This is a genomic window from Veillonella sp. S13054-11, from assembly GCF_002959795.1.
Classification (GTDB): Bacteria; Bacillota; Negativicutes; order Veillonellales; family Veillonellaceae; genus Veillonella; species Veillonella parvula_E.
Genome location: NZ_PPCY01000002.1, coordinates 141,538 through 159,187, shown reverse-complemented (window position 1 = coordinate 159,187; position 17,650 = coordinate 141,538). Strand labels below are relative to the sequence as shown.

Below are 17,650 nucleotides of genomic sequence, written 5' to 3'. Positions count from 1 at the left end.
ACATGGCTTACGAAAACTTAAAAGCCCAAATTGCTGAGTACAACAAACTTTGTGACGAAAAATGCGCAAAAACTCCAGAACGTCAAAACTTAAAATACAACCGTGTGTATACACCAGTTGATATTGAAGGCTTTGATTATGAACGCGATTTGGGAATGCCTGGCGAATTCCCTTATACTCGTGGCGTACAACCTACTATGTACCGTGGTCGTTTCTGGACAATGCGTATGTATGCAGGCTTCGCTACAGCTGAAGAATCTAACAAACGTTACCGCTACCTAATCGAATCTGGTGCAACAGGTCTTTCCTGTGCGTTCGACTTGCCAACTCAAATCGGTTATGACTCTGATGATGTTATGGCTGAAGGCGAAGTTGGTAAAGTAGGTGTAGCGATTGACTCTTTGGCAGATATGGAAATCTTGTTCGATGGCATCGACCTTGGCAAAGTATCCACTTCCATGACAATCAACGCTCCAGCATCCGTTTTGTTGGCAATGTATATCGCAGTAGCTGAAAAACAAGGTGTACCTTCCACAGAATTGAAAGGTACTATTCAAAATGATATTTTGAAAGAATATGCAGCTCGTGGTACTTACATTTTCCCTCCAAAACCATCTATGCGTTTGATCACTAATATCTTCGAATATTGTTCTCAATACGTTCCAAAATGGAATACAATTTCTATTTCCGGTTACCACATCCGTGAAGCAGGTTCCACAGCAGCACAAGAAATCGCATTTACAATTGCTGATGGTATCGCATACGTAGAAGCAGCTTTGAAAGCTGGTCTTGATGTTGATACATTTGCTGGTCGTCTTTCCTTCTTCTGGAATGCTCATAATAATGTACTTGAAGAAGTTGCTAAATTCCGCGCATCTCGTCGCTTATGGGCAACAATCATGAAAGAACGTTTTGGTGCTAAAAAACCAAAATCCATGATGCTTCGTGTACATACTCAAACAGCTGGTTCCATGTTGACTGCGCAACAAGTTGATAACAACATCGTTCGTGTTGCTCTTCAAACTGCAGCTGCTGTAATGGGCGGTACTCAATCCTTACATACAAACTCTCGTGACGAAGCTTTGGCTCTTCCTACAGAAGCATCTGTACAAGTAGCTCTTCGTACTCAACAAATCGTGGCTTACGAATCTGGTTTGGCTGACGTAGTTGACCCATTGGGCGGTTCCTACTATGTTGAAGCTATGACTAACGCTATCTATGACGAAGCTATGGCATACATCAAGAAAATTGATGAAATGGGCGGCGCTGTAGTAGCAATCGAAAAAGGCTACATCCAAAAAGAAATTCAAGAATCCGCTTACAAATGGCAAATGGAAGTTGAATCTGGCTTACGCACAATCGTTGGCGTAAACAAATTCCAAGTTGAAGAAGAAGCTCCAAAAGACTTGCTTCGCGTAGACGCTTCCGTAGGTGCTAACCAATCTAAGAAAACTCAAGCAGTTCGTGCTAACCGCGATCAAGCCGCAGTTGATAAAGCCTTAGCTGATTTGAAAGCTGGCGCAGCTGACGAATCTGTTAACTTGATGCCATTAATTCTTGCAGCAGTTAAAACATATGCTACTTTGGGTGAAATTTGTAATGTATTGCGCGAAGTATTCGGTGAATACGAAGCTCATTCTACATTATAATATCGGCTGATTTCGGAGGTAATATATCATGGCAGAAAAACGTATTAGAGTAATTGTAGCAAAACCAGGTCTTGATGGTCATGACCGTGGTGCAAAAGTAGTAGCACGCGCACTTCGCGATGCTGGTTTCGAAGTAATCTACACTGGTCTTCGTCAAACACCAGAACAAATCGTTGAAGCAGCGCTTTCTGAAGACGTTAATGTAGTTGCATTATCTCTTCTTTCCGGTGCTCACAATACATTGTTCCCTAAAATTGTTGAACTTTTGAAAGAAAAAGGCATGGGGGATGTTCTTGTAATCGGTGGTGGCGTTATTCCTGACGCTGATATCCCTGGCTTGAAAAAAGCTGGCGTAGCGGCAGTATTCACACCTGGCACACCAACTAGCGATATCGTTAACTTTATTAAAGAAAACGTAAAATAATTGCTTGGGCAAAGAGGGGTGCAACTCTAATAGTTGGCTCCCCTCTATTCCCATATTCGAAGATAGGTGGTGAGGCGAATGGATTTAGTTAAAGGCCTTTTTGAAGGTTCTAGACTAGCCTTAGCACGGTCCATAACAGCTGTAGAAAACGAGTATGATAATGCCATCGATATTATGAAGGCAATTTACCCTAAAACGGGGAACGCACGTATTCTCGGTATTACAGGGGCCCCTGGTGCTGGTAAAAGTACTTTGACCGATAAGGTGGTTAAACATTATTTAGATCAAGGTAAAAAAATCGGCATCGTTGCCATCGACCCAACTAGCCCATTCTCTGGAGGTGCTATTTTGGGGGACCGTATTCGAATGAATGATTTAACATTAAATGAAAATGTGTTCATTCGAAGCATGGGCACGCGTGGTAGTCTTGGTGGATTATCTAAGAAGACTGCAGACGTTGTAAAACTCATGGATGCCTTTGGCATGGATTTAGTAATTATTGAAACTGTAGGCGTAGGTCAATCTGAAGTAGATATTGTAAAAAATGCTGATACTACATTGGTTGTACTGGTTCCTGGTCTCGGTGATGATATCCAAGCTATCAAGGCGGGTATTCTTGAAATTGGCGATGTATTTGCTATCAACAAAGCTGACCGAGATGGTTGCGATCGTTTGAATGTAGAAATTGAAATGATGCTTGACCTAGATTCTCGTGAAGTAAAATGGCGCCCACCAATTAAGCGCACAATTGCTAGTAAAGACCAAGGCGTAGATGAACTTATCGACGCTTTAGATGAACATTTTGAGTATCTTGAAGATTCTGGTGAATTGGAATCTCGTCGGGCAGAACGTACTCGTGATGAAATCATCGCAATGATTAATGAACAAATTGGTCGTTATGTAGCTGATAAAATTGTTACAAGCGACGAATTTAATAGCCAAGTGGCAGCTGTTAATGAACGCGAAAGCGATCCATATACAGTTGTTAATGGCGTAATGACAAGCGTGCTAAAGTAGACGGCGACTACATAGCATTAGAGATTTAGCCTTGAAAAGGAGATAATCAAAATGGCTTTTAAAGTATTACAAGTGGATCACATCGGTATTGGTGTTAATGATTTAGCAGCAACTAAAGAATTCTATAAAAATGCATTAGGCATTGAACATCTTCCTGAAGACGAAATCGTAGAAGAACAAAAGGTAAAAGTATCCTTCTTCCCTTGTGGTGATGCTGAACTTGAATTCTTAGAAACTACAACTCCAGATGGCCCTATCGGTAAATTTATCGAAAAAAATGGCGGTCGTGATGGTATCCAACACGTTGCATTGCGCGTTGATAATATTGAAAATGCTATTGCTGATTTGATGGCTAAAGGCGTTCGTATGATTGACGAAAAACCTCGTTATGGTGCAGGCGGCTCCTCAATTGCTTTCTTACATCCAAAAGCAACTGGCGGTGTTTTGCTTGAATTATGTCAACGTATGAAATAATACAGTATCCAATTCACATCATTATATATGAGTTGTAGATATACATATACATATAATCCTACGTTATATATTAAATATGTATGCTTCTTGAACTTTATTCATTTATGAAATAAAATGATACTGTAACAAGTTTTATTTGGAGGTGCTATAATGGCAACAGTGCAGGAAAAAATCGAGTTATTGCACGAAAAACTAGCTAAAGTTAAAGCTGGTGGCGGCGAAAAACGCGTTGAGAAACAACATGCTCAAGGTAAAATGACTGCTCGCGAACGCTTGGCTAAATTGTTCGATGATAATTCCTTCGTTGAACTTGATCAATTCGTTAAACATCGTTGTGTTAACTTTGGTCAAGACAAGAAAGAATTACCAGGCGAAGGTGTAGTAACAGGTTATGGTACTATCGACGGTCGTTTAGTATATGCATTCGCACAAGATTTCACTGTAGAAGGTGGTTCTCTTGGTGAAATGCATGCTGCTAAAATCGTTAAAGTACAACGTTTAGCAATGAAAATGGGTGCTCCTATTGTTGGTATCAACGATTCCGGCGGTGCTCGTATTCAAGAAGCAGTAGATGCCCTTGCTGGTTACGGTAAAATTTTCTTTGAAAATACAAATGCATCTGGTGTTATTCCACAAATTTCCGTAATCATGGGCCCATGTGCGGGCGGTGCTGTATATTCTCCAGCATTGACTGACTTCATCTACATGGTTAAAAATACTTCTCAAATGTTCATCACTGGTCCTGCAGTAATCAAATCTGTAACTGGTGAAGAAGTAACCGCTGAAGATCTTGGTGGTGCAATGGCTCACAACTCCGTGTCTGGTGTTGCTCACTTTGCAGCTGAAAATGAAGATGATTGTATCGCTCAAATTCGTTACTTATTAGGCTTCTTGCCATCCAACAATATGGAAGATGCTCCATTGGTAGATACTGGTGACGATCCAACTCGTGAGGATGAAAGCTTGAATAGCTTGTTGCCAGATAACAGTAACATGCCTTACGACATGAAAGATGTTATTGCAGCTACTGTAGATAATGGCGAATACTATGAAGTACAACCATTCTATGCTACTAATATCATTACTTGCTTCGCTCGTTTTGATGGTCAATCCGTTGGTATCATTGCTAACCAACCAAAAGTAATGGCTGGTTGCTTGGACATTAACGCTTCTGACAAATCTTCCCGTTTCATCCGTTTCTGTGATGCTTTCAATATTCCAATCGTTAACTTCGTTGACGTTCCTGGTTTCTTGCCTGGCACAAATCAAGAATGGGGCGGTATCATTCGTCATGGTGCTAAAATGTTATATGCTTACTCTGAAGCTACAGTACCAAAAATTACTGTTATCACTCGTAAAGCATATGGCGGTTCCTACCTCGCTATGTGTTCCCAAGATTTAGGCGCAGACCAAGTATATGCTTGGCCTACATCCGAAATCGCTGTAATGGGTCCTGCTGGTGCAGCTAATATTATCTTCAAGAAAGACGAAGATAAAGATGCTAAAACAGCTAAATATGTAGAAGAGTTTGCGACTCCTTACAAAGCTGCAGAACGTGGCTTCGTAGATGTTGTAATCGAACCTAAACAAACTCGTCCAGCAGTTATCAACGCTTTGGCAATGCTTGCAAGTAAACGCGAAAACCGTGCTCCAAAGAAACATGGTAATATTCCATTATAATTCGATTCGGTAAACATATCATCGAATTTGGGAGATACCTTTCTTTACTACTTTTTTAGAAAGGGGAATGATTATGGAAGGACAAGCAGTTACTACCAATCCTTGGTTAATCATGGCGATTAATATGACAGTTGTATTTGCTGTATTGATAGCTTTAGGTATTCTTATGGAAATCGTACATTTAATCGATCCTACTAGGAAGAAAAAAGAAGCACCAGCAGCAACTGCTCCTGTTGCTACTCCAACAGCTACTCCTGTAGCTCCAGCAAATGCATCTGCTCAAAATGAGGATGAAGTAGTAGCAGCTATCGTAGGTGCCATTGTGGCGATGGGGTACTCATCTGAACAAATTGCATCTATTCGACCTACAGCAACTAGTGCTAAATGGCGCTTGGAAGGTCGCTTAAGCGGTAGAGGTTAAAATATTTTTAGGAGGCATTTGTAATGAGCAATGCTACAACAACTAACGGTAAAGCTCCATCTCAAGATGTAGTAGCAGTAATCGTTGGTGCATTAGCGGCAATGGGTTATTCCGCTGATCAAATCGCGCATATCCGTCCAATCGTAAGCTACAATTGGAAAATGGAAGGCCGTTTGCGTGGTAATCGATAAGATAATTGGCTATTTTGATAATCCGTGGGATTACTCAATTTATATGTGTAAAAATATTTATAAGTTTTGTGTAGGAACTACACATTTTGGAGGAATTTAAGATGAAAAAATTCAACGTTACAGTAAATGGTACAGCATATGATGTAGAAGTTAATGAAGTGAAAGCAGCGGCTCCTGCAGCAGCTCCTAAAGCAGCTCCAGCAGCAGCTCCAGCTCCTAAAGCAGCTCCTGCACCAGCTCCTGCTGCAGCAGCAGCTCCAGTTCCAGCAGGTGCTGAAACTGTAAAAGCTCCAATGCCTGGTAAAATCTTATCTGTAGCAGTATCTGCTGGTCAAGCAGTTAAAAAAGGCGAAACTTTGTTGATTCTTGAAGCTATGAAAATGCAAAATGAAATCGCAGCTCCTCATGATGCTGTAGTTTCCGAAGTTCGCGTATCTGCTAACCAAACTGTATCCACTGGCGATGACATGGTTGTTCTTGGCTAATACCAAGTGTTGTATGACGTGGCTGCGCCACGTCATCTAACAATTTTATATTTGTGAAAGGGGAACGCATATGGAGGCTTTTGCTGTTGCGATACAATCTGTTATTAACGATAGCGGGTTCCTCGCATTTACAACAGGCAATGCTATTATGATTCTTGTAGGTTTGATCCTATTGTATTTAGCATTTGCTCGTGAGTTCGAACCATTATTGTTGGGTCCGATTGCGTTTGGTTGTTTACTTGCCAATATTCCTCGTAACGGTTTCGAAGAAGGCGTTATGGCGCTTATTAGTGCAGGTATCTCCCAAGAAATCTTCCCACCTTTAATTTTCCTTGGTGTAGGTGCAATGACTGACTTTGGTCCACTCATTGCCAATCCTAAAACATTGCTTTTAGGGGCTGCAGCTCAAATTGGTGTATTTGCTGCCTTAGGTGGCGCAATGATGCTTGGCTTTACAGCTCAAGAAGCGGCTGCTATTGGTATCATCGGTGGTGCTGATGGTCCTACATCCATTTACTTAGCTACTAAGCTAGCTCCTCATTTGTTAGGTGCTATCGCGGTTGCCGCATATTCCTATATGTCTTTGGTACCGTTGATTCAACCACCTGTAATGAAACTCTTCACTACTCAAAAAGAACGTGAAATCGTTATGGAACAATTGCGCGAAGTAACACGTTTTGAAAAAATCGTGTTCCCAATCGTTGCAACGATCTTCATTTCCTTATTGCTTCCTTCCATTACATCCCTTTTAGGTATGTTGATGTTAGGTAACTTGTTCCGTGAATCTGGCGTAACTGATCGTTTGTCCGATACTTCTCAAAACGCATTGATCAATACAGTTACAATTTTCTTAGCAACTGGTACTGGCTTGACAATGAGTGCGGAACACTTCTTAAGCTTAGAAACCATCAAAATTATTCTTTTAGGCTTATTCGCATTTATTTGCGGTACAGCTGGTGGTGTATTGTTCGGTAAATTGATGAGCTTAGTAGATGGTGGTAAAACAAATCCACTTATTGGTTCTGCCGGTGTATCCGCGGTTCCAATGGCAGCTCGCGTATCTCAAGTAGTAGGTGCGAAAGCTAACCCAGCTAACTTCTTGCTCATGCATGCTATGGGACCTAACGTAGCTGGCGTTATTGGTACGGCAGTAGCTGCAGGTACAATGCTTGCTATGTTGTCTAACCACTAATAATTTAATATTTATTCACCCAGGTGTACCTAAATAGGTACACCTATTGGTGAATCAAAAAGCCCTTGGTCATTATGTAATCATACATAAAAGGGAATATTTGCAATAAATGCTTTTCAGATCGGTCATTAGGTGATTAGCAAGATTTCACAGAATAACCTTCTAGTGCTTTAAATATAGTAGAGGTGGTCACTTGTTATCAATTGAATTAAAAATACTGATTTGTTTTATTTGGGCATTTATTGTTTTTTTTATTACTGCACTGATTATCGGTGCTGAAGGTAAAGCTAAATGGTTTCAGCAGAGAACTAAATATTCTTGGTTTAATCGCCGAGGTTTTCTTGGTGAAACTTTATTATTTGGGTATCCTAAAACAAGAGAGGGATATGGGATTACTTTTATAATGGCCTCTGCCATTGGTATCGTAGGTTATATTTTATATCTCTTATAATTATGTCAGTGCATTTCTCTGAAGGGAGATGATGATGTATGGGTACTGCAGAACAAACCTTAATCGTCCTTGCAGTCATGGCTGTTTTATTCGTTACGGAAATTATTCCTCTAGCTATTACTTCTTTAGGCGGCGCAATTACATTAGGCCTTATGGGTATTATTACTCCTAAGGTTGTATTCTCTGGTTTATCTGATAGTACAGTTGTGTTGTTTGCAGGCATGTTCGTTGTTGGTGCTGCATTATTCTATACTGGTTTGGCTCAAAAAATTGGGGAAACCGTAGTATCTCATGCAGGGACTAGCGAAAATGGCTTGATGCTTGCGATTATGCTTGTAACAGCTACCATGTCCGCATTTTTATCTAACACTGGTACAACAGCTGCTTTACTTCCTGTAGTTGTTGGTATCTGTGCTGTTGCTAAGATTCCTGCATCTCGTCAATTGATGCCTTTAGCATTCGCTGCAGGTATCGGTGGTATCATTACAATGGTTGGTACACCACCTAATATCATTGTAAGTGGTACATTGACTAAATTTGGTATTGAACCATTTGGTTTCTTTGAGTTTGCTTGGATTGGCATTCCTTTGACTATCGCTACTATCGTATTCATGATGCTCATTGGTAAACATTTATTACCTAAACATGAAATTACTGATGCCGGTGATGTAGAACAAGAAGTAGCTGCTGAAGATATTTCTAACGATCCTAAGAAACAATTGTTCTCCGGACTTATTCTTTTAGGTGTAATCCTTGCCATGATTTTAGGTGAACCATTGAAAGAACACTTTGGTATTAACTTACCGTTGAGCATGGTTGCTGTTATTGGTGCAATGCTTTGCGTATTAACTGGTTGTTTGAATGAAAAACAAGCTTACACATCTATTGACTGGGTAACAATTTTCTTGTTTGCTGGTATGATGCCAGTGGCAGCTGCACTTGATCAATCTGGTGCAGGTAAAATGATTGCTGATGCAGTAATTGGTGTTATGGGTTCCGATCCTAGTCCTTACTTTGCAACAGGCGTATTGTTTATTTTGTCTTGTGTTATGACGCAATTTATGTCTAATACTGCATCTTGTGCATTATTGGCTCCTATCGGTATCTCCATTGCTCAAGGTATGGGTGCTGATCCTCATGCTGTATTGATGGCTATCGGCGTTGCCGCATCCTGCGCATTCGGTACACCTGTAGGTACACCTCCAAATACATTAGTACTTGGTCCTGGTCAATACAAATTTACTGACTATGTAAAAGCTGGCGTTCCATTGATTTTAGTTTGCTTCGTAGTAAGCTTAATTATCATTCCAATGGTATGGCCATTCTTCCCTGGTAAATAATAGGGAATAGGTTACTCTACTATACAAGCACACACGAGGTCGAATCGTAAGATTCGGCCTCGTTTTTTATGATTTTAGTCTATATGATTTTAATATAGATTACATATAAGTGTAATCAAAAGCAATATGAATTAAACTAATTTGCATGATTAATTTTACACAATTGACTACATCGAAAAAAATATGATATAGTATATTGTGTAAGATATAATAATGTAATGTTGAATAAGGAGGTCATCTATGACAAAAGAAAGATTTAACATGTTAGTTGGTTCTATTGGTGCATTTATTGGTGTATTTGTATTTTTAGCCTATATCCCACAAATAATTGCTAATCTTCATGGTCAACCTAGTCAACCATGGCAACCATTATTTGCAGCAGTATCCTGTTTGATCTGGGTATTATATGGTTGGACAAAATCACCTAAACGTGATTATATTTTAATCGTACCAAACCTTGCAGGCGTTATTTTAGGTACACTAACATTCTTAACATCTTTCTAAGTGCTATAAGAAGAAAATAAATAGTATTATTGTTATATAGTGAATAATAGTAAAGATATTACTTTACTATATAAATATAAATGAGGTCGAATCGTATGATTCGGCTTTTTTAGAGTGAATTTTATATGTTAAATTAAAATATTAATAAGCAATTAATCTACTATAATAAAAAATAAATTTTTATGATAATAAATATTGATAATTGAATTCCTAGTATAGTAGTACGTATTTTAATTGAAATGATAATTAGTGTATTCTCAATTATTGATTATTAAACTCAATTACATAAATGAAAAGAAATATCAAAATATATATAAATATAGGCTTTTTATGATAAAAAGGAACAATTATTATGCAAAATATTATATAATTTTTTATCATTTTCATTTGACTTTCAATTTGAACTGTGTGATAATGAGAACATAAGTTGAGGCAAGTGCCTTTCTAAATGATAATAAAAAGTTCTGATCTATATTTTGATGGAGGTCCTAATTATGAGAGTTATTGCTGATGGTTGCATTAAATGTGGTTCTTGCGCATCTGTTTGCCCAGTTTCCTGCATTACTGAAGGCGAAACTAAATACGAAATTGGCGATGCTTGCATCGATTGTGGTTCTTGCGAATCCGTTTGCCCAGTTTCTGTAATTTCCGCTGAGTAATCACAAATAAAACACGCCCCTCATTGAGGGGCTTTTTATTTTGCCTAAATTTGCGTAACTTAGTATAATAGGACTATTAAGAATTATATTATAGTAAGGGAGTTAATCTTGTTTTATACAGTACTTATCATTTGGTTATTATTGGACCAATTAACTAAATATTATGTAATGAATCATTTTTTGTTAGGTGAATCTTTACCTGTTATTCCTAATGTATTTCATCTTACCTATATTATCAATCGCGGTGCAGCCTTTGGCATGTTAGCGAATCAACGATGGTTTTTTTTACTAGTAGCTTTTATTCTATTAGCTGTTTGTGCTTTTTATTGGAAGCGATTAGCTAAGGGCCATTGGACTTTGCAAATCGGATCCGCCTTATTAGTCGCAGGTGCAATTGGTAATGGCATTGACCGATACATGATTCATGGGGTAGTGGACTTTTTTGATTTTCGTGTATGGCCTATTTTTAATGTGGCAGATATTGGTATTTGTATAGGTGTAGCTTTTGTTGTATTTTATTTGTTTTCATTGAAAGAGGACCATGAATAACTTTCATCATTAGGACCCTTTATAAATCATTGACTTGATTCGTCAATAAATATATATCTTATACTTGACTCAAAGAGGAATAGAGGATGAATGAATATATTGTAAGTGCTGAGCAAGAAGGCATGAGACTAGATGTATTTTTAACTGAACAGATGGAAGGATCTCGTAGCTATATTCAAAGTTTAATTAAAGGTGGTCATGTTACAGTAGGTGATAAAGTAGGGAAGGCTAATCTTCGGCTTACACCTGATACCGTAATTCATGTAGAAATCCCAGAGCCTGAATCGATTGAGGTTAAACCTGAGGATATCCCTTTAGATTATTTATACGAAGATCACGATATTGTTATTGTTAATAAACCTCGTGGCATGGTGGTGCACCCTGCAGTAGGAAATTATTCTGGAACCCTTGTAAATGCTCTATTATTCCATTGTAAGGACCTATCAGGCATTAATGGTGAAATTAGGCCAGGTATTGTGCATCGCTTAGATAAAGATACGTCTGGCGTTATGATGGTGGCAAAAAATGATGCAGCGCATATTGGTTTAGCAGAACAAGTAAAAGCACATTCTGCAAGACGTACGTACTGGGCGCTAGTACAAGGCAATATTGTAGAAGAAAAGGGGACTATAAAGGCGCCTATTGGACGCCATCCTAAGGACCGTATGAAAATGGCTGTTGTCTTTGAAAACAGTAAAGATGCAGTAACACATTTTAAAGTATTGGAGCGTTATGGTCATCAAACATTGGTTGAATGTAATTTGGAGACTGGCAGAACCCATCAAATTCGTGTTCACTTTGCTCATATTGGACATCCTGTTGTTAATGACCCATTTTATGGATATAGACGTATGGATTTTCCTATAGAAGGGCAAGCATTACATTCTAAATCGTTAGATGTTAAACACCCTATTACAGGTGAAGAAATGCACTTTGAAGCACCGGTACCAGCTGATTTTGAGGCGTGCTTAGAATTTGCTAAGACCTACCGTGAAGATAAACGAAAATAGTCTAAATGTTTACATTGATTGTTTAAGTACTTATTTTTACTACTTATTTGGATATAGGGGCATAGAACAATCCTATGCTGTAAGGGCGTATATATGGAAAAGAAACGCTTATTAATGGATCAAGACGCTATAATGCGTGCGATTCGTCGTATTAGTCATGAAATTTTAGAACGCAATAAAGGTTTATCTAATGCGTTAATTGTAGGTATTGAACGGCGTGGTGTCATTTTGGCAAAACGTTTACAAGCGGAAATTGAGCGTATAGAAGGTATTCATATTGATTGTGAGTCTTTGAATGTTGCAGTGTATCGTGATGATCGTGATGCTCGTCCTAAAGAGGGGGAACCGTGTACGATTGATACAACGGAAAAGACAATTATCCTTGTAGATGATGTTTTGTATACGGGCCGTACTATTCGTGCTGCTTTAAATGCATTAATGACGGCTGGCAGACCAAGATCTATTCAATTGGCCGTCCTCGTCGATCGTGGTCATCGTGAATTGCCTATACGAGCGGACTATGTAGGTAAAAATATTCCTACATCACATCTTGAAAGTGTACGCGTTGCCGTCGCTGATCTGGATGGTGAAGAAGGGGTTACAATACAGGAATAATCTGTATTGTAACCCCTTCTTCTTTTTGAGTATTACTATATAATAAGATGATTAACTTAATAAAATTAAATTATTTGACTCTTATATTTATGTGCAGAATGTTTCTACCAGATTGTAGTTCTGCTTATTTTATGTATTGTGGCGTATAGGTGTAGTCCATATGACCCATTCGTTTAACTTCATTATGTAAGCATAAGGCTTGTATATCTGTAGCTAATGTATCAATTTGATGCATCGTTTGTCCCAACGTATTTAATTCATTAGGTGCTTTGGCCCATTTTTGAATAAGTGGTATTTCAAAATCATTTCGAAGCCATTGACGACCTCTATCGTTGAAGGCCAGTAAACGAGCATATTGTGGCGATTCCTGTATAGCACTTTGTAGTAAATCTTTTTGTATTCCTAAGGTGAGATAGGCTCCCATTCGTTGTAAACGGGCATAGGTATAGCGCTTTGATTTTATTTGCTTCATAACCAGGTCCCACGTAGGTTGTTGGGCCGCTTTGGACCATAAGTGTTCAATGCCTTCACTGAACTCTCCAAAGCTTTCTAGCTCCTTAGTTGAAGTACGACGACTTAAGGTATGGACCATATCATAGTAGCGGTTATAGTTTACATAAGCACCATTAGAAATTATATTAGTCATATCGTCTGCAATAGTCTTAGGAATGATTGACTGAAGTTGTAACTCTATTTTACTATTTAGTGTATTTAATTTTGTTAATGTAGTTGCAGTTGAATTTGAATTTGAAGTTGTATTTGTATTTGTATTTGTACTTGCACTGGTCGTTGTATCTATATCTGTAGAAGTGTAGATACTATTTTTATTACAATTGTTACTACCTGTAGCCATATTTGTTATAAGTTTACGCAATGCTGTACCAGAAGGAAAATCTTTTGTAATATTCGCGTCGTGATGATCTGATGTGCGTAAGATTGGTATATATTTTAAGGAAGGATAATAGGTAAGTCCTGCCCGAATATATTCAAGTCCTAACAGTGCATTAGGGGTGTTGAGCATCTCTGTATTAAGGGCTTTACGGAAGGCAGAGCCATAGGACATACCTTCGTTAATATAGGTCCGTAATACTGTTTGAGTACTTTCACAATCCATACGTTTAGTTATATCAACGAGTGTATCTAGATCAGCCGTTTCAGAACCAAAGGAGAGTGCATCGATATGTAAAGCTTTTACCATGCGAATAGCACCTGTTCCAAACAGTTGTGCACTACCCAAAGAATAGAGTGTAGGTAGCTCGATAACGATGTCTGCACCACCGAGAATAGCCCAACGAGCACGGTCAAATTTAGAAAAAATAGCAGGTTCTCCTCGTTGTACAAAGGAACCACTCATGATACAAATGCGCAGCGCTTCAGGATGCTCTTGTGCTAAGGTATGTAATTGATGCGCATGTCCATTGTGAAATGGATTATATTCACAGATGATACCGATTGTTTTCATAGTGACTCCTTTCATTATTGTTAGTGTAACAAAGCGAAGAAATGCTGTAAATAACATTTCATGATATTCATATAAAAGGTCTGGTTATAGAAATGATGTTATGTGCAAATATTAAGTTTAGTATAGATTTTCTTGACACTATAGGCTATAATTAACTGTAAATGCTGAATTGATGTGAGGTATATGATGAAACAAAATTGGAAACGTACATTACAAGGGGCTCTGCTCGGTGCTGTGCTGCTAGCAATGGCGGGATGTGGCTCTACAAATGTAATGGATACATATAGTTTTGGCCATCAAGTTATCCGTGCTGGTCAATCTGAAATTACCATTGCTTTGCCTTATGAAATGGGTAAAAGTACAAAAAATATGTCTGATAAGGGGTATCCAATCGATATTTATGGATCTGTTACAGAACATATGGTAATTGAGGTTGAAGCATTGCGTGCTGGTGACAATAAACCATTGCCTACGGTTGATGAGTTTTTAAATCGCAGCAAGTCTGAATTCACGAAGATGGGCGCAACCATCAAGGAAGAATCTGTAGCTTTACAAGGTACATCTGCAAAGAAGCTTGATGTGACGTATACAACACAAGGGCAAACATTTAGCTTTTCTCAATACGTATTCTTAGATCATGGCGTATTGTGGAATATAGTCTACCAATATCCTGAAAAGGATCAGGTAGGTGCTGATATCAGCAAAGAAATTCAAAACAAGATTCAAGTTACACAACAGAAAGAGGGTTAATCGATGAACGTATTAGTAGTTAACTGCGGTAGTTCTTCTTTGAAATATCAATTACTTGATATGACAACTGAAACAGAATTGGCAAAAGGTCTTTTTGAAAAGATTGGTGATCAAGATGCTATCTTCACTCACAAACGTCCTAATGCAGATAAATTAGAACGCATTGAACCAATTTTGAACCATAAAGAAGCGCTTCGCATTTTGCTAGATATTTTAGTTGATGCTGAATTTGGTGTTATTTCTTCCATGGATGAAATCGATGCTGTAGGTCACCGTGTAGTACACGGCGGTGAAAAATTTGCTGATTCCGTATTGATTACTCCAGCAGTTATGGAAGCATTGGAAGAATGTGCTTCTCTTGCACCATTGCATAACCCACCAAACATTCAAGGTATTGAAGCTTGTGAAGCTATTATGCCAAATGTACCTCAAGTTGCTGTATTTGATACTGCATTCCATCAAACTATGCCAAAAGAAGCATATATGTATGCGCTTCCTTACTCTTATTATGAAGATTATGGTATTCGTCGTTACGGCTTCCATGGTACATCCCATAAATATGTAGCGCAACGTTGTGCAGAATTAATGGGTAAACATATGACTGATCTTCGTATTATCACATGCCACTTGGGTAATGGTTCCTCTGTGGCTGCTATTAAAGGTGGTCGCTCCATCGATACTACAATGGGCTTCACTCCATTGTCCGGCTTGATTATGGGTACTCGTACAGGTGATATTGACCCTGCTATCGTTCCATTCTTGATGGAAAAAACAGGTATGACCTATGAAGAAATTGATAGAGTTATGAATAAAGAATCCGGTGTTTTAGGGATTTCTGGTGTATCCAATGACTTCCGTGTGATTGAAGAAGCTGCTGCTAATGGCAATAAACGCGCACAATTGGCATTGAATATGTTCCATTACAAAGTTCGCCGTGTAATAGGTGCCTTTGCTGCTGTTATGGGCGGTGTAGATGCTATCATCTTTACTGCTGGTATTGGTGAAAACGGTATTGGTAACCGTGATGCAATCTGTAACGGTTTGGAATATTTAGGTACTCGTATTGATTCTGAACGCAATAATGTTCGTGGTAAAGAACAAGAAATTAGTGTTGAAGGCTCTAAGGTTAAAATCTTCGTAATTCCTACAAACGAAGAAATCATGATTGCTCGTGATACTCAACGTATTACAGCAGCGTTGAAAAAATAATATAGTTCGCATCTGAACTGAGTGACTAATAGAGTCATAAAACCCCGTCTATATCTTGGATATAGACGGGGTTTTTGTAGTTTTTATGCATAGAATATCTTATAATAGGATGTATAGTTATTAATTAGTGATTTCTTTAAAAGGGGTAAAGCATGACAGTATTATATGAAGAAAAATCTCAGCGCACCAGAAGTGCAGAGTTATTGGTAGTATTTTTTGTGATTTTATTGTTGTGTGCAGCAGCTTATACAACGTATCGCAGTATTCAATTACATACGGTTTTATTAGCTGAGTATTTTATTGAAATCATGGCCATCATTGTTATGGTTAAACAGGCTGTTAGTAGATATACATATATTTTGACAGATACAAAGCTTGTGATTGAAGAGCACTCTATCTTTAGAAATCGTCATTTTGAAGTAGATTATAACATGATTGATGGGGTGTTCAAGTTTGAACGTGAGTTGTTGACAAATATTAAATACCGCTATAAATATAGAAAATGTTCTACCTCTGACCCGCGCCCGATTTGGTCTCTTGTGTATTCTATTGTAGATGGAAATAAAGTTAAAAATGGTCGTTTGCTGTTGAAAGCCGACGATAGATTCTTTGAAATATTAGAAGAGCATGTGCCTGGCCGTATTCGTGTGCCTCAAGCGGATATTGTATTTTATGCAGCGGTGCGAGCTGATGCGGTAAAACATGGGGAAGATGTACAAGAATATTATGAAAGATTAATTTCTTCAAAAGAAGATAAAGGAACAACTATGTAAGGGATGGTAAGTTCTGGGGGATAGGCAGGATAGTTTAGTTATACCAAGAATTTTATGTACAAGTTTTTTAATACGAAGGAGCGTATATGGCTGGATTATATTTGGCGAGTCAATCACCACGTAGAACTGAATTATTAACACAGGTTGGGATTGATCATACTGTTGTATCCAGTACTTATGAGGAATCTAATGAGGGTTACGACAACCCTATTGAAATGGTGAAAGCCCAAGCATTAGGTAAGGCTCGTTGTGCTGTAGGTGTTCCAGACGGAAGTATTGTGTTAGGCGCAGATACTATTGTTGTCCTTGATAATAAAGTATTAGGAAAGCCACATGATGAATCCGATGCACGCCATATGTTGGAGCATTTATCGGGTAGAGCACATTCTGTAATCACTGGAGTCGCGTTACTCATCAAAGGGGAGGAGATAGTTTTTCACAATGAAACAAAAGTATATTTTAAACAATTAGCACCCTTTGAAATTGAGTCTTATATTGCTAGTGGGGAACCGATGGATAAGGCTGGAGCTTATGGCATCCAAGGAAAAGGTGCATTATGGGTAGATAAAATAGAGGGCTCTTATACTAATGTGGTAGGGTTACCAGTTGAACATGTATACGAGGAACTGTGCAAGGCGTTAGGGGCAAAATAGTACTAGCGTATTAGACAGATAGTGATATAATTGGCTGTGCTGTGCTGTGCTGTGCTGTGCTGTGCTGTGCTGTGCTGTGCTGTGCTGTGCTGAATAATTTTTAAGAGAGTAGATGTGTTTATTGTTTGATTTACAAATGGTG

Annotated in this window: 21 protein-coding genes; 20 read left to right on the top strand and 1 reads right to left on the bottom strand. The window is 38.5% G+C overall.

The genetic code is table 11. The features are described 5' to 3' along the window. Positions 1 to 2: 2 nt before the first annotated feature. The 16 genes from VPHSUH08_RS02790 to pyrR all read left to right on the top strand — a co-directional run bounded on the left by VPHSUH08_RS02790 (position 3) and on the right by pyrR (position 12,661). Positions 3 to 1,649, top strand: a complete 1,647-nt coding sequence (locus VPHSUH08_RS02790; protein WP_004696495.1) for a methylmalonyl-CoA mutase — start codon at positions 3 to 5, stop codon at positions 1,647 to 1,649. Between the two features lie 28 nt (positions 1,650 to 1,677). Beyond that, complete coding sequence (locus VPHSUH08_RS02785) at positions 1,678 to 2,073, top strand: cobalamin B12-binding domain-containing protein (protein WP_004696492.1); 396 nt, start codon at positions 1,678 to 1,680, stop codon at positions 2,071 to 2,073. A 78-nt stretch (positions 2,074 to 2,151) separates the two neighbouring features. Further along, positions 2,152 to 3,090 (top strand): methylmalonyl Co-A mutase-associated GTPase MeaB, encoded by a 939-nt coding sequence (gene meaB, locus VPHSUH08_RS02780; RefSeq protein ID WP_004696489.1) that lies wholly within the window; start codon positions 2,152 to 2,154, stop codon positions 3,088 to 3,090. Positions 3,091 to 3,141: 51 nt separating this feature from the next. Beyond that, the gene (mce, locus tag VPHSUH08_RS02775) at positions 3,142 to 3,564 is read left to right on the top strand and encodes a methylmalonyl-CoA epimerase (RefSeq protein ID WP_004696488.1); all 423 of its coding nucleotides are present in this window, start codon (positions 3,142 to 3,144) and stop codon (positions 3,562 to 3,564) included. A gap of 150 nt (positions 3,565 to 3,714) precedes the next feature. Then, entirely contained in the window at positions 3,715 to 5,244 is a 1,530-nt protein-coding gene (gene mmdA, locus VPHSUH08_RS02770) for a methylmalonyl-CoA decarboxylase subunit alpha (RefSeq protein WP_008714294.1), read from the top strand. 73 nt (positions 5,245 to 5,317) lie between these two features. Beyond that, positions 5,318 to 5,665 (top strand): OadG family protein, encoded by a 348-nt coding sequence (locus VPHSUH08_RS02765; RefSeq protein ID WP_008714293.1) that lies wholly within the window; start codon positions 5,318 to 5,320, stop codon positions 5,663 to 5,665. Positions 5,666 to 5,688: 23 nt separating this feature from the next. Next, positions 5,689 to 5,856, top strand: coding sequence for a hypothetical protein (locus tag VPHSUH08_RS09540; RefSeq protein WP_004696483.1), 168 nt, complete (start codon positions 5,689 to 5,691; stop codon positions 5,854 to 5,856). 101 nt (positions 5,857 to 5,957) lie between these two features. Then, positions 5,958 to 6,341, top strand: coding sequence for a biotin/lipoyl-containing protein (locus VPHSUH08_RS02760; protein WP_008601436.1), 384 nt, complete (start codon positions 5,958 to 5,960; stop codon positions 6,339 to 6,341). A 70-nt stretch (positions 6,342 to 6,411) separates the two neighbouring features. After that, positions 6,412 to 7,533: a sodium ion-translocating decarboxylase subunit beta gene (locus VPHSUH08_RS02755; protein WP_004696480.1), complete on the top strand. Its 1,122-nt coding sequence runs from the start codon at positions 6,412 to 6,414 to the stop codon at positions 7,531 to 7,533. Positions 7,534 to 7,726: 193 nt separating this feature from the next. Next, the gene (locus tag VPHSUH08_RS02750) at positions 7,727 to 7,984 is read left to right on the top strand and encodes a hypothetical protein (RefSeq protein WP_105086667.1); all 258 of its coding nucleotides are present in this window, start codon (positions 7,727 to 7,729) and stop codon (positions 7,982 to 7,984) included. A gap of 38 nt (positions 7,985 to 8,022) precedes the next feature. After that, positions 8,023 to 9,324: an SLC13 family permease gene (locus VPHSUH08_RS02745; protein ID WP_105086666.1), complete on the top strand. Its 1,302-nt coding sequence runs from the start codon at positions 8,023 to 8,025 to the stop codon at positions 9,322 to 9,324. Between the two features lie 240 nt (positions 9,325 to 9,564). After that, the gene (locus VPHSUH08_RS02740; protein WP_004696474.1) at positions 9,565 to 9,828 is read left to right on the top strand and encodes a SemiSWEET family transporter; all 264 of its coding nucleotides are present in this window, start codon (positions 9,565 to 9,567) and stop codon (positions 9,826 to 9,828) included. 494 nt (positions 9,829 to 10,322) lie between these two features. Continuing rightward, entirely contained in the window at positions 10,323 to 10,487 is a 165-nt protein-coding gene (locus tag VPHSUH08_RS02735) for a DUF362 domain-containing protein (RefSeq protein WP_004696472.1), read from the top strand. Positions 10,488 to 10,595: 108 nt separating this feature from the next. Then, a complete protein-coding gene (gene lspA / locus VPHSUH08_RS02730; RefSeq protein ID WP_021148362.1) occupies positions 10,596 to 11,036 on the top strand; it encodes a signal peptidase II in 441 nt (146 codons plus the stop codon). An 86-nt stretch (positions 11,037 to 11,122) separates the two neighbouring features. Further along, positions 11,123 to 12,046, top strand: a complete 924-nt coding sequence (locus tag VPHSUH08_RS02725; RefSeq protein WP_021148361.1) for an RluA family pseudouridine synthase — start codon at positions 11,123 to 11,125, stop codon at positions 12,044 to 12,046. A gap of 93 nt (positions 12,047 to 12,139) precedes the next feature. Then, entirely contained in the window at positions 12,140 to 12,661 is a 522-nt protein-coding gene (pyrR, locus tag VPHSUH08_RS02720) for a bifunctional pyr operon transcriptional regulator/uracil phosphoribosyltransferase PyrR (protein WP_004696466.1), read from the top strand. Positions 12,662 to 12,785: 124 nt separating this feature from the next. Here the strand turns inward: pyrR and VPHSUH08_RS02715 are convergent, their stop codons facing one another. Next, on the bottom strand, positions 12,786 to 14,123 hold the full coding sequence (locus VPHSUH08_RS02715; protein WP_008601424.1) for a nucleotidyltransferase family protein: 1,338 nt from the start codon (positions 14,121 to 14,123) through the stop codon (positions 12,786 to 12,788). Between the two features lie 186 nt (positions 14,124 to 14,309). Here VPHSUH08_RS02715 and VPHSUH08_RS02710 point away from each other — a divergent pair, with 186 nt between their 5' ends. From VPHSUH08_RS02710 to VPHSUH08_RS02695, 4 genes are all read left to right on the top strand, one after another. Then, the gene (locus VPHSUH08_RS02710; protein ID WP_105086665.1) at positions 14,310 to 14,873 is read left to right on the top strand and encodes a hypothetical protein; all 564 of its coding nucleotides are present in this window, start codon (positions 14,310 to 14,312) and stop codon (positions 14,871 to 14,873) included. 3 nt (positions 14,874 to 14,876) lie between these two features. Next, complete coding sequence (locus tag VPHSUH08_RS02705; RefSeq protein ID WP_004698711.1) at positions 14,877 to 16,082, top strand: acetate/propionate family kinase; 1,206 nt, start codon at positions 14,877 to 14,879, stop codon at positions 16,080 to 16,082. A 152-nt stretch (positions 16,083 to 16,234) separates the two neighbouring features. Then, positions 16,235 to 16,855 carry a hypothetical protein gene (locus VPHSUH08_RS02700; protein ID WP_105086664.1) on the top strand — a complete coding sequence of 207 codons (621 nt, stop codon included), beginning with the start codon at positions 16,235 to 16,237 and terminating at the stop codon, positions 16,853 to 16,855. 86 nt (positions 16,856 to 16,941) lie between these two features. Further along, the gene (locus VPHSUH08_RS02695) at positions 16,942 to 17,508 is read left to right on the top strand and encodes a nucleoside triphosphate pyrophosphatase (protein ID WP_004698546.1); all 567 of its coding nucleotides are present in this window, start codon (positions 16,942 to 16,944) and stop codon (positions 17,506 to 17,508) included. Positions 17,509 to 17,650 lie beyond the last annotated feature (142 nt).